At 47.3% G+C, this 12,656-nt stretch carries 13 protein-coding genes; 5 read left to right on the top strand and 8 right to left on the bottom strand.

Going from position 1 to position 12,656, the window contains the following annotated elements:
• From BQ9893_RS06080 to BQ9893_RS06060, 5 genes are all read left to right on the top strand, one after another.
• Positions 1 to 3,126 carry an efflux RND transporter permease subunit gene (locus BQ9893_RS06080; RefSeq protein ID WP_075965185.1) on the top strand — a complete coding sequence of 1,042 codons (3,126 nt, stop codon included), beginning with the start codon at positions 1 to 3 and terminating at the stop codon, positions 3,124 to 3,126.
• Positions 3,127 to 3,154: 28 nt separating this feature from the next.
• A complete protein-coding gene (locus tag BQ9893_RS06075) occupies positions 3,155 to 4,411 on the top strand; it encodes a TolC family protein (protein ID WP_075965184.1) in 1,257 nt (418 codons plus the stop codon).
• Between the two features lie 93 nt (positions 4,412 to 4,504).
• A complete protein-coding gene (locus BQ9893_RS06070; RefSeq protein WP_075965183.1) occupies positions 4,505 to 5,278 on the top strand; it encodes an EFR1 family ferrodoxin in 774 nt (257 codons plus the stop codon).
• Positions 5,279 to 5,296: 18 nt separating this feature from the next.
• Complete coding sequence (locus BQ9893_RS06065) at positions 5,297 to 6,280, top strand: TlpA disulfide reductase family protein (protein ID WP_075965182.1); 984 nt, start codon at positions 5,297 to 5,299, stop codon at positions 6,278 to 6,280.
• Positions 6,281 to 6,283: 3 nt separating this feature from the next.
• Positions 6,284 to 6,901: a hypothetical protein gene (locus BQ9893_RS06060; RefSeq protein ID WP_075965181.1), complete on the top strand. Its 618-nt coding sequence runs from the start codon at positions 6,284 to 6,286 to the stop codon at positions 6,899 to 6,901.
• Between the two features lie 9 nt (positions 6,902 to 6,910).
• On the opposite strand, the gene BQ9893_RS06055 is transcribed toward BQ9893_RS06060, so the two are convergent.
• The 8 genes from BQ9893_RS06055 to BQ9893_RS06020 all read right to left on the bottom strand — a co-directional run bounded on the left by BQ9893_RS06055 (position 6,911) and on the right by BQ9893_RS06020 (position 12,618).
• On the bottom strand, positions 6,911 to 7,345 hold the full coding sequence (locus BQ9893_RS06055; protein WP_075965180.1) for an RNA-binding S4 domain-containing protein: 435 nt from the start codon (positions 7,343 to 7,345) through the stop codon (positions 6,911 to 6,913).
• Positions 7,346 to 7,373: 28 nt separating this feature from the next.
• Positions 7,374 to 7,937 carry an aminoacyl-tRNA hydrolase gene (pth, locus tag BQ9893_RS06050; RefSeq protein ID WP_075965179.1) on the bottom strand — a complete coding sequence of 188 codons (564 nt, stop codon included), beginning with the start codon at positions 7,935 to 7,937 and terminating at the stop codon, positions 7,374 to 7,376.
• A gap of 85 nt (positions 7,938 to 8,022) precedes the next feature.
• A complete protein-coding gene (locus tag BQ9893_RS06045) occupies positions 8,023 to 8,607 on the bottom strand; it encodes a 50S ribosomal protein L25/general stress protein Ctc (RefSeq protein ID WP_075965178.1) in 585 nt (194 codons plus the stop codon).
• 159 nt (positions 8,608 to 8,766) lie between these two features.
• Positions 8,767 to 9,618: an SDR family oxidoreductase gene (locus tag BQ9893_RS06040; RefSeq protein ID WP_075965177.1), complete on the bottom strand. Its 852-nt coding sequence runs from the start codon at positions 9,616 to 9,618 to the stop codon at positions 8,767 to 8,769.
• A complete protein-coding gene (locus tag BQ9893_RS06035) occupies positions 9,618 to 10,844 on the bottom strand; it encodes an NADH:flavin oxidoreductase (RefSeq protein WP_075965176.1) in 1,227 nt (408 codons plus the stop codon). The genes BQ9893_RS06040 and BQ9893_RS06035 overlap by 1 nt, the downstream gene beginning before the upstream one ends.
• A gap of 20 nt (positions 10,845 to 10,864) precedes the next feature.
• Positions 10,865 to 11,626: a DUF1295 domain-containing protein gene (locus tag BQ9893_RS06030; RefSeq protein ID WP_075965175.1), complete on the bottom strand. Its 762-nt coding sequence runs from the start codon at positions 11,624 to 11,626 to the stop codon at positions 10,865 to 10,867.
• Positions 11,616 to 12,317 (bottom strand): response regulator transcription factor, encoded by a 702-nt coding sequence (locus BQ9893_RS06025; RefSeq protein ID WP_075965174.1) that lies wholly within the window; start codon positions 12,315 to 12,317, stop codon positions 11,616 to 11,618. Before BQ9893_RS06025 ends, BQ9893_RS06030 begins: the two co-directional genes overlap by 11 nt.
• A 7-nt stretch (positions 12,318 to 12,324) precedes the next feature.
• Positions 12,325 to 12,618: a PG0541 family transporter-associated protein gene (locus BQ9893_RS06020; protein ID WP_075965173.1), complete on the bottom strand. Its 294-nt coding sequence runs from the start codon at positions 12,616 to 12,618 to the stop codon at positions 12,325 to 12,327.
• Positions 12,619 to 12,656 lie beyond the last annotated feature (38 nt).

Genomic DNA, 12,656 nt, shown 5'->3' with positions numbered 1-12,656 from the left:
ATGAAAAGGATTATTTATCTGGCGATACATCGGCGAGGACTGATGTTCGTCCTGTTCTTGTTTCTGGCAGTTGTCGGTTATTATTCATGGACAAAGTTGGCGATCGATGCTTATCCAGACATTGCCGATACGACTGTCCAGATTGTTACCCAGGTTCCGGGGCTGGCAGCCGAAGAGATAGAGCAACAGATCAGTATCCCGATCGAAAGGGCGATGAACGGGATGCCGGGACTGAACGTGATGCGCAGTAAGAATACGTTCGGACTTTCTACGGTCGTACTCGTTTTCGATGATGGCATAGAGGATTATTGGGCACGCCAGCGTGTACAGGAACGGCTTGTCGATGTGGAGCTGCCTTATGATGCAGTTCCGGGGCTGAACCCGCTGACTTCACCGACGGGGGAAATCTTCCGCTATGTGTTGGAAAGCGACCGCTTGGACCGCCGCGAATTGACAGACCTGCATAAATGGGTGATTATTCCGCGTCTGAAACAGGTGACCGGTGTTGCCGACGTCAGTAACTATGGCGGGATCACGACCCAATATCAGATAGAAGTGGACCCGCATAAGTTAGACCAATATGACGTGACGCTGGGTGATATCACCGAGAAGATCGAAAAGAACAACGTGAATGCTGGAGGTAGCATGTTGAGTCGGGGCGATCTTAGCTATGTAATCCGCGGGATCGGGCTGGTGAAGGATTTGGAAGACTTGGGGCGGATCGTGATCAAGACGGAAAATGGCGTACCGGTCTACCTGAATGATATAGGGCGTTTGAAATATGGAAATCTGGAACGTAAAGGCGTGTTGGGCTTTACGGACGGTGTACGAGATATATCCGACGGTGTTGAAGGAATCGTGCAAATGTTACGGGGAGAGAACCCTTCGCAAGTCTTGGAAGGTGTGCATGCTGCCGTTGAGGAACTGAACAACGAGACTTTGCCGGAAGGAACCCGCATCCATGTGTTTATGGATCGTACCGATCTGGTGAACACGACCTTACATACGGTGTCGCACACGCTTTTCGAAGGAATGGTGCTGGTCGTGCTGGTTCTGATCCTGTTTCTTGGAAGCTGGCGGGGTGCGTTGCTGGTGGCTTTGACGATCCCGTTATCCCTGTTGATCGCTTTTATCCTGATGCATATTACCGATATTCCGGCCAACTTGTTGTCGTTGGGGGCGATCGACTTCGGTATCCTGGTCGATGGGGCGATCGTGATGATGGAAACGGTGTTGAAAAAACGCGAGCAGAATTCGGACGAAATCTTGACAGAAGAATCCATACTGCGCCGTACAACTGAAGTTGCGCGGCCGATCTTCTTTTCCACCTTGATTATTATTACGGCTTATCTTCCGCTTTTTGCTTTCGAGCATATCGAGAAAAAACTGTTTACACCAATGGCCTATACGGTGGGATATGCTTTGATCGGGGCTTTGTGTGTGGCCTTATTGTTGATTCCGGGATTGGCCTTCTTTGCTTATTGCAAGCCACGTAAGCTCTATCATAACCGTTGGCTCGAAAAACTTTCGGAAGGATACAACAGGCAGATAACGACTCTGTTGGAAAAGCCGAAACGGGTTCTGATGCCGTTGGTCCTAATCCTGGTCGGCGCAGGTGTGCTGAGTTATACCGTCGGCAAGGATTTTCTGCCGCCTTTGGATGAAGGGGCGATCTGGATACAGGTGCAGCTGCCTCCGGGTATTTCTATCGAGAAGTCGAAAGAAATGGGAGCCGAGTTGCGCAAGACGTTGAAGCAGTTTGATGAAGTGTCGTATGTCATGACGCAGGTTGGGCGTGACGATGAAGGTGCGGAGGCGTTTTCTCTGTCTCATATCGAATGTGGCGTCGGCCTTAAACCTTACAGCACATGGAAATATGGAAAGACGAAAGCCGATCTGATCGAGGAAATGTCTGAAAAGCTTTCTACCATGCCGGGCTACTCCGTCGGTTTCTCCCAGCCGATCATCGACATGGTGATGGACCAGATTGCCGGTGCGCATAGCGACCTGGCTTTGAAAATCTATGGAGATGATGTTACCGAAACACGCCACATCGCCGAAAAGGTAGCCAATGTCTTGAAGACGATTCCGGGAGCGGCCGATGTCGCCGTGGACCAGGAACCGCCTCTTCCCCAGCTTCAGATTATTGCCAACCGCGACCGTATTGCACAGTATGGTTTGAATGTGTCGGATGTGGCGGACCTGATCGAGTTGGCAATCGGCGGGGAAGCAATCTCCCCGATTTTTTTTGGCAGCAAGAGCTATGATGTGATCTGTCGTTTCGACGATGCCAGCCGCAACTCACCCGAACGGATCGGGAATCTGTTGCTCACGACGGATGCGGGAACGAAGATACCGCTTTCGCAGGTTGCCGATATCAAGATGACAACCGGAGCCAGCACTATTACCCGCGAGATGAACAAGCGTCATCTGACGGTTCGTGTAAACTTGCGTGGAGTCGACCTGACTGCCTTTTTGAATAAGGCGAATAAGATAATTGACCGGGATGTGAAGTACGATCACGAACAGATGCATCTCAAATGGGCCGGACAATTCGAAAACCAGTATCGTGCCTATAGCCGTTTGGCCGCTGTCGTGCCGTTGGCTTTGGGAATTATGTTGTTGCTCTTGTTTGCCGCCTGTGGCAAGTTTCGGCAGGCGGCCTTGATGATGTGTGTCGTTCCGTTGGCCCTGTTTGGTGGTATGCTGGCGTTGAATGTGCGAGGAATGACGTTGAACGTCTCATCTGCGGTCGGTTTTATCGCTCTGATCGGAGTCGCCATCCAGAACGGAGTCATAATGATTTCGCATATCAACAACCTCCGTACGCGTGGACGCGATTTCAAGGAATCGGTTATTACTGGGACCAAGCATCGTTTTCGTCCGATCCTCATGACTGCTACGGTTGCCGTTCTCGGTTTGCTACCTGCATCCCTCAGTACCGGCATCGGGTCGGATGTGCAGCGCCCGTTGGCAACTGTTATTGTATATGGCTTGCTGTTCGCAACCGTTATTACTTTGTATGTGCTTCCTGCCCTATATTATATGGTAGAGAAGCGTTATCTCGACAAAGAGCCGCTTCGGGAAGTGGATAAAAGTATCGGAAGCGGGGAGTCGTTGTTATAAATTGAATAATCAATAAGATAGAATCGTAATGAAATTATATTTGTCTATAATCGGTTTATGTGGCACTTTGTCGCTTTCTGCCCAGCAAATCGTTCCTCTTTCTTATCGTCAATATATGGAGAAGGTTGTAGAAGGCAACCTGGAGTACGCCGCAGAGCGTCTGAACGTGAACGTATCGGAGGCTGAAGTGACGGCAGCCAAAGTTTTCAACGATCCGAACTTGTCCGTTTCCTATTTTAATAATGAGAATAACAGCCTCCAAATGGGTGAGGGGGTGGAAGTCGAGTTAAGCAAGACGTTTACTTTTGGCAAACGTAGTGCCGGCATAGCTCTTGCTCGCAGTGAAAATGAACTGACGAAAGCATTACTTGCCGATTATTTCCGCAATCTGCGTTCGGAAGCTACCGTTTCCTATCTGGAGGCATTGAAACAATACGAATTGTATAAAGTAAAGGAGAATGCTTACGAAAATATCCGGCAGTTGGCGGAAAGTGACAGTGTCCGCCATTCTTTAGGTAAAATCATGGAGATCGATGCTACGCAGAGTCGTCTGGAAGCCGGAATACTACATAACGAACTGTTGCAGGCTGATGCCGAGTTGCAGAATGCTTTCTCCAATCTGAACTTGCTGACCGGTACATTTGCACATGACACTCTTTTTCAGCCACAAGCTGACTTGCGTATATCATCCCGCGATTTCATAATGGCGGATCTGCTTTCTAATGCCGTGGAGAATCGTGCCGACCTGGTGGCAGCCCTAAAGAATAAGGAGGTCGCTTCTCGTGCCTTGAAGGTCGCCCGACGTGAACGGAATACGGATGTGGACCTGTCTGTTGCGGTCAGCCGTAATGCTCGCGTGTATAACGAAGAAGCGCCTGCTCCTCCTTTCACGGGAGTAACAGCCGGCATTGCCGTCCCCTTGAAGTTTTCCAACTTCAACAAGGGGGCTGTCCGTGCTGCCCGTTTCCGTGAACAGCAGGCCGAAACCCAATATCAGCAGGCGTTGCTACAGGTTCAGACAGAAGTTATGCAGGCATATCGTAGTTATCAATCTTTCTCCAAGCAGGTGGAGCATTATGAAAAAGGTATGCTCAGCCAGGCACGTGAAGTGATAGATGGTAAGATATACAGCTACAACCGAGGAGAAGTATCTTTACTGGAAGTTCTTGACGCACAACGAACTTACGATGAAGTACAAGCCCAGTACATCGAAACCTTGTTTAATTACAGCACGGCTTTGGTGGAATTGGAAAAGAGTGCCGGAATCTGGGATGTGGAATTGTAGTCATAACGTTGTTATTTAGGTTTCTTAATAAGGTAGAAGCAAGAGATATTCTTGATTTATCCGTATTTTTGTACGTCAAACAAGAATAGGAATATGATATTTTACTTTACCGGAACGGGAAACTCTCTTTGGGTGGCAAAGGCTCTGAGTGAGGCGTTAGGAGAACCGCTGATTTCTATCGCGGATGAACTGCATAAGGAAAAGAAAGACTTGATTTATCAGGTTCGTCCGGATGAAAAGATATTGTTCGTCTATCCCGTGCATTCCTGGGGGCCGGCAGTGCCTGTTACCCGTTTTATCTCCCGTCTGACTTTAAACGGATATGCCGGGCAACCGGTCTGTTCTGTTTCTACCTGTGGGGATGAATGTGGATATACGGATCGGCTGATCGGAAAGGCTTTAGGAAAAAGGGCGATATCGCTTACGGCTGCATACTCTGTCATTATGCCGAACAACTATATCTTGCTGCCTGGTTTCGATGTGGATGACAAAGAAGTGGAGGAGCGAAAATTGCAAGAAGCCCCAGTGCGTGTGGCGGGGATTATCGATGCAATTCGGGAACATCGGCCGGACGCTTTGTATCATACAGGAAGTATGCCCGGTTTGAAAAGCTACTGGATTTATCCTCTTTTTGCACATCTGGCTATCGGAAGTAATTCTTTTCGGGTGACGGATGCATGTGTTTCCTGTGGGTTATGCGAACGGATCTGTCCGACCGGAACGATCAGCATGCAGGCAGGGAAGCCTGTTTGGGCGGATACTTGTGTGCAGTGTGTCGCTTGCATCCACCGCTGTCCGGTTCGTGCGATCGAATATGGAAAGGGAACGCAGAAAAAGGGACGGTATCATCATCCTGAGATTAAATAATAAACAAAACAGATAGAAATGAAACGATTAGTAGCGACAGCCCTGGTGGCACTGACGTTGGCGAGTTGTCAGGAAGCACCGAAAGGTTATGTGATAAATGGCGAAGTGACCGGTAGGACGGATGGAAAAATCTATCTCAAGTCTTTCCGGAATAAGATGTTTTTTGATGTCGATACGGCAGAAGTGAAAGAGGGTAAGTTTACTTTTAAAGGAGAAGTCGACCAGCCGTTATTGTTTGGTCTGGCAACAGAAGATATGAATTATCCGGTTCAGCTCTTTGTCGAAAATACAAATATGGATGTGCAGATAAGTAATGACGGCGAAACGATTACGGTCCGGAACTCTCCTGTCAATGCTATCTTTCAGGAAAATGCCGGAAAGGTTTTTGAAGAAGGATATGACATAGACAGTCTGGTCACCAAGTATCCGGCTTCGCCTGCCGCTGCTTTTTTCCTGTATCGTTACTTCACTTATCAACTGCCGTTGGATGAACTGAAAGCGACTCGTGCCAAGATTTCTCCCGAACTGGCCGATTGCCCGTATGTGAAAGATTTGGATGGCATTATCAAGCAATTGGAAAATGTGCAGATAGGGAAGGTGGCTCCTGGATTTGCGTTACCGGATACAGCGGGAGTATCCGTGTCACTGTCTGACTTCAGAGGTAAATATGTATTGCTGGATTTCTGGGCTTCCTGGTGTCCTCCTTGTCGTCGCGAGAATCCGAATGTGGTGAAGGCATTTAATGAATATAAGGATAAGAACTTTACGATTGTGGGAATATCGTTGGATAAGGATAAGAGCAAGTGGCTGAAAGCAATTGCCGACGACAATCTGACTTGGACGCACCTTTCCGATTTGAAATATTGGGATTCGGAAATACCGGCTCTTTATGGTGTCCGTGGGATTCCGTCCAATGTCCTGTTAGATCCGGATGGAGTGATAATCGCTAAAAACATAACTGGCGAGGATTTGCATAAGAAACTAAAAGAAGTAATTAGATAAGCAATGCGGAAATACAGTTTTCTGACTTTATTCCTTCTTTTCTGTCTTTGTCTTTCAGCGACAGAAACAGAAAAGAAGGATTTCGAAAAAGCGGTGCGTGATGCCGTCTCCCGGCAGATGCAAACCTATCCGAAATCTACCTTGAAAGACTTATACAAAAATTTCTTTCAGGATAAATTCGGTCCCGGACATATCATCAGCGACACGACAGCTGCCGGCAACTACTTGCGTCGCGAACTTGCCTCCTATACGGAGTGTGCCGGAGATGTTGCGGAGCCGACCGGTTGGGAGGGTAACTTTCTCAGGGTAAACCTATCGGTTATCAAAAACGGCCGGATCTCTTATCAAACATTCTTTGATGCATTTGTCCGGAGCGTGAACGGTATCCGGCCTGTTACGGTTGCCGAGTGGCAAAAAGAATGGCTTCGGATAGAGTCTGTTATCCGTTCGATGGGACTTTCCCTGCCCGATTACGAAGCCGACCGCAAAGAAATAGAAGAGCGTTTGGACCGAGGTGAATATGTAGGGCATCACAGCCAGGTTTTCGAAGAATCCTATTCGCCGCATTATCGTATAATCAGCAGGCAGATATTCGAAAAGGAGCTACAACCTTTGTTGTGAGAAACGGGCCTATTCTTCATCTTCCGGATCCTCGAAGTCGAAATCGAAATCGAATCCGTCGTCCATCATTCCCGGATCGGTAAACTGTTCCAGTTCGCGACGGTCTTTCTTGGTCGGACGACCTAAACCTCGTGCACGGTCTACGAATCCGGATATGCGGTTCATTTCCAATATCTCGTATTGGTCGGGAGTCGTAACGTTTTCCAGATAATCGGGCACCAGTTTGGCTCCCATACGGCGCTCTGTTAAATCGAGCACCTTGAAGGAAAAGGTGACAGGCGGCTTTCGTACCTGAATCACTTCTCCGACCTTGATCATGCGGGAAGGTTTTACGTTGACCCCGTTTATCATCACCCTGTTTTTCTTGCAAGCCTCGGCTGCTATGGTACGTGTTTTGAATATGCGGGTGGCCCACATCCATTTGTCTATACGAACTTCATTCATAAACTTTTGACAAGAAACAATTGTCCTTTTATTTATTATTGTATTGGTTCATTGTATTCTGTACGCCGGCCAGGCAGAAGCTTTTGATGATTTCTACCGCCCGTTTTATCTTTTCCGGCATCTCCCGGAGTTCTTCCGGCGGAAACTTGCCAAGCACATAGTTGATTTGTCCTCCACGCGGGAAATCGCTGCCGATACCGAAACGAAGACGGCTGTATTCTTGAGTGCCTAACAACTGTTGGATATTTTTCAGTCCGTTGTGTCCGGCATCGCTGCCTTTCGGTTTCAGACGGAGTGTTCCGAAGGGGAGTGCCAGGTCGTCCACTACGACTAACAGGTTCTCAACCGGAATGTTTTCTTTCTGCAACCAGTAGCGGACGGCATTGCCGCTCAGGTTCATGAATGTGTTAGGCTTCAGTACGATCAGCTCACAGTTCTTGACACGCATCCGTGCGATTGCACCATAACGTTCTTCCGTGAAAGAGACGCCGGCATCTTCAGCCAATGCGTTTACAACGCGGAATCCGATGTTATGACGGGTCCCTAAATATTCGGAGCCGATATTTCCAAGTCCTGTTATCAGATATTTCATCGTTATGTTGTTTTTAGTATATAACAAAGGGAAGAATACTCTGCTGAATATTCTCCCCTTACATTATTTAGGAATAATAATTTTATTATGCCTTAGCCTGAGCACCACGAGCGGCACGAGTCAACTGAACGGCGCAAACAACAGCGTTCTTAGCGTTCATCAGTTCAAGACCGTCGAAGTGTAATGCGCCAACCTGCATAGTCTTACCTAATCCCAGGTGATCGACGTTGATGTGTAATTTCTCAGGAATTGCTGTGTAAAGGGCTTTTACTTTCAGCTTTCTCATCTGTAAGTTCAGTTTACCACCGGCTTTAACACCTTCGGCGTGACCTTCCAAAACAACCGGAACTTCCATTACTACCGGTTTGCTTTCTGATACTTCCATGAAGTCCATGTGCAGGATAGCGTCGGTTACAGGCTGGAACTGGATGTCTTTAACGATGGCCATTGTCTTCTTGCCGTCGATTGTCAGTTCTACAACAAAGATTTCAGGGCTGTAAACCAAGTTACGGACACTGTCTTTTGCGATAGTGAAATGAGATACTTTTTCACCGCCGTACAGTACAGCAGGAATTTCGTCGTTCTTACGCATAGCCTTCAAGGCTCTCTTCTGGTCTGCAGAAGTAGCGGCTACTTCTCTAGACTTTCCTTCTAATTGAAATGTCTTCATTTTGTTTTAATTTTTGTGTTACTCAAAATTAGATGTTTATGCTTTCTAATTTCCCATCACACGTACGGGGGTTAAAAGCGGTGCAAAGGTACGATTTATATTTATATCTGCAAAATCTTGCCTGCATGAATTTTTAGTTTCATAAAAGAACATGCCGGTTCAGAACCGGAATCCTTTTTGTCGGAGCCAGGTTTCCGTATCGTCCCAGAGTTGTTTTTGCTGTACATGATGCCGGATGCGTTCCGAGACATTCCTTTTTTTGCAGTTGGCGTAGCAACAACCGTTTTTATCTTTCGCTTCATCCGAAAGAGCCAGATGGATGGCGGTTGCCGCACCTTGCTCCGGTGTTTTGATAAAGGGGCGGAACAGGATGTCGGTAAGCGGGTCGAACCAGGCCTGCATCGTGATCATGTTCGTACTGACAATTCCCGGGTCTGATGCATTTATGGTGATATCTTTGTCTTGGAGCCGTTCGGCAAGTTCTTGGGTGAATAATAGCAGCGCCAGTTTGGTATTGCTGTATACCGGGATACGGAAAAAGCGTCCGTTTCTTCCTTTTTCAAAGAAATCCGGTTCGATCCGGCCGATAGCATACGTGCAGGACACCGTGTTTACAATGCGGCAACCCGGTTGCATCAAAGGCAATAACTGGCGGGTGAGCATGTAAGGAGCCATATAATTGACACTTACGATTGTCTCCAACCCGTCTTCGGTTCTGCGTACCGGTGTCGTCAGGATTCCTGCATTGTTCATCAGACGGCTGATGGGACGCCCTTCTTTTAGTAATTGACCGGTAAAATTGTTTACGGACGAGAGGGAAGCGAGATCGATTGCTCGTACTTCAATCTGCGTGTTGCCGGTTTCTTGCTGAATCCGGGTGCATACGGGTGCGGCTTTTTCCGGATCGAGGCATGCCATAATCACCGGATAGCCCGCTTTAGCGAGGGCTGCCGTGATTACTTGTCCCATGCCTCCGTCGGCACCGGTTATGATGGCTAATCCTTTTTCCATTACTTATATTCTAACTTTTCTATTTCTTTGACAATACTCTTGGGTAAATTCTGAATATGTTTGTGGCATGCCATTTCGATGGAATACATGCGGGCAATGCAATAGTTGCTATGTCCGCAATCGCAACGGGCATGTTCGTCTTCTTTCATCTTGTTTACGAATGACGGATCGTTCAGCAAGGCGCGTGCCATGCTCACGAATTCGAAACCGTCGTTCAAGACTTCGTCTATCTTCTCGCGTGAGATCAGACCGCCTACATAGACAAGCGGCATTTTTAAAGCCGCCCTGAACTTCAGGGCATCTTCCAGGAAGTAAGCCTCTTTGAACGGCACGGACGGGATCATGAACCGTCCCGCCATTTTGACACCGATCGGCAACCAACCGAAAGGCATATAATGAGTCAGTGCATGGATCGGCATGGAACCCCGCATCACGTACATCGGGGCACGGCTGACAAAGCCCCCGCTGAGTATCAAAGCCTGTGCTCCACATTCGTCCTGCAGGGTACGGGCCACTTCGAGTGTCTCATCAAGTTCCATTCCGCCTTTGAAACCGTCGCGCATATTCATCTTTACCAACACGGCCATATCCTGTCCGGCTGCTTTCATCACTTCGTCCATGCACATTTTCATAAAGCGCATCCGGTTTTGCAAACTGCCGCCATATTCGTCCTTCCTGTGGTTGGTATAGGGAGAAAGGAACTGGCTGATCAGATAACCGTGGCCGGCATGTATTTCCACAGCATCCATCCCTGCTTCGCGTGCCAAATGAACTGCTTGTCCGAAAGCTTTTGCCATAGCCACGATTTCGGATGGCTTCATTCCTCGTACAAGAGTGGGAGAATAGATGTTGAAACCGCTGGATGCAGAGATTGGCGTGCATCCGCAGATGTTTTTGTGGGACATGTTTCCGCAATGTCCGAGTTGTATGGAGGCGGCCGCGCCTTCTTTATGGATGGCGTCGGTGATACGTTTTACTCCGGGAATGATATCCGGGCGCATCCAAAGTTGGCGTTCGAAAGAAAGCCCGCTTTGCGTAACAGCCGCATAGGCCAAAGTCGTCATGCCGATCCCGCCGGCGGCAACCGATTTGTGGTAGTCGTACAACATGTCGGAAGGTGCGTTCCCGGGGCACATGCTTTCAAATGCAGCTGCCCGTATCGTCCGGTTTCTTAGGGTCAACGGCCCGATTTTACCGGGCGTGAACAGTACAGATTCTTTTTCCATTATCTATATGAGTTTTTCATTCAATATATAAAAGGGATAATCCGTTTCCGGTTTCCCAGCTCGTTGCCAAACATCGCTTTGTATTTATGATAGATGGTGTTTGCGCGAGGTACAAGGTTTGCAAATGTCCACCATGCGAAAATAGCTCCGCTTGCACTCCAGGTCAGGATTGCAAATCCGCACCATTCCACGATCTCCCCGAAATAGTTGGCTGACGTCACATATTTGAACAGGCCTTTTTTAGGTAGATAATGGTTCGTGTCGCCGGGTTTTCTGAGGTGGCGGACAATATGGTCCGACTGGATGTTGATTGCCATTCCTGTGAAAAACAAGATTGTCCCGATAATGAATTGAGGGCTGTACAACCAGCTTTCCGTATACATATCCTGCGGTGCCAGGTGAAAAATCCATTCTCCCTGCATATAGCCGTTCAGGAGATTGAAAGTGATTCCCATAAGCATGATACCTGCCGGCATTTTACTTTTGCCTTTTATCAGCAAAGGAAAAATAAAAGACCGTTGGAAATAGTGCAGCTCGAAGAACAAGAATATCAGGAGCGGTACTGTCTCGAACTGGCGTTCCGATCCGTTCCATAATAAAAACATGACGATAAAAACCGGCGCTTCCATACAGATCCAAGCAATCTTGTTCGGTATCGGAAATCCCCATTTTTTATCGAACAACATTCCATAACCGGCTTCAACGAAGTAAAGGGCTATGAAGACAATGGCGGCGATCACAGCCATTACGATTAGAAATAAGGTAAAATGTTCAGTTGCCATCTTCGTGTGTTGATAATTTATAACCTCTCCCGTGGACGTTTATAATTTTGATGGTAGGATCGTCTTGCAATAATTTGCGTAGCTTGGTGATATAAACATCCATACTTCGGGCACTGAAGTAATTGTCGCTTTTCCATATGACTTGCAGGGCATACATCCTCTCTATCATATTGTTTGCGTGTTGACATAGCAACGTCAGCAAATCGGCTTCTTTGGTTGTCAGTTTGGTTGTTTTGTCTTCTATGGACAAGAGTTGTTTGGACAAGTCGAATTTGAATTTTCCGAAAAGATAGATTTTTACCTCTTTTTTGTTTTGAGGGCGGTAACGATTCTGTATCGCCTTAATCCGGGCTTGCAATATCTCGGCGTCAAGAGGTTTGCGTATCACATCATCCGCATGGAATGAAAATAGTAAGGCTATTTCTTCTCTCGTCGGATGTTCACACAGAAAGATGACAGGGATGATGTTCTCCGAACTTTTGATCATAGCAGCCAATGTCCGCGTTTCTTTCCTGTCCATATCGTGGTCGATGATACAGAGGGTGAAATTTCTGGAAAGGAAACCCTCATACGCCGCTTCTTCCTGGTCGAATACTTGTGAGTCGTATCCGGCAGCTTTTATAGAGTCTTGAATGGTAGTACCCTGATTATAGTCCTTGCTAAAAATAAGAATATTAAAAGAATCGTTCATTATGTTTTTAAATTGTTTTTTCGATGTTCCAGACAAAAGCGCGTAATCCTTGCGCTTCTGTCTTCTGATCCATCTGATGAAGTATCTCCAGGAAATGGTCGACTTTTTCGTCATCAACCATTGCCAGGATTGCTGAGTTCAGTGTAGGCCAGGCATGATTTCCATAATGCGGCTCTCCGGTCTTGCTTCCACGTCCCTGAACTTCATCCCAATATGTGAAGCCCCGGATGTTATTCCGGTCCATCGCATTCAGGATCATTTCGTAATATGCTTGATTAAATGATACAAATATAGCTTTCATATTAACTTATTTCTATTTGTTGTTTATTTTTTTTGGAA

It is taken from the genome of Parabacteroides massiliensis, assembly GCF_900155425.1.
Classification (GTDB): Bacteria; Bacteroidota; Bacteroidia; order Bacteroidales; family Tannerellaceae; genus Parabacteroides; species Parabacteroides massiliensis.
This window is presented reverse-complemented; position numbering and strand designations above follow the sequence as displayed.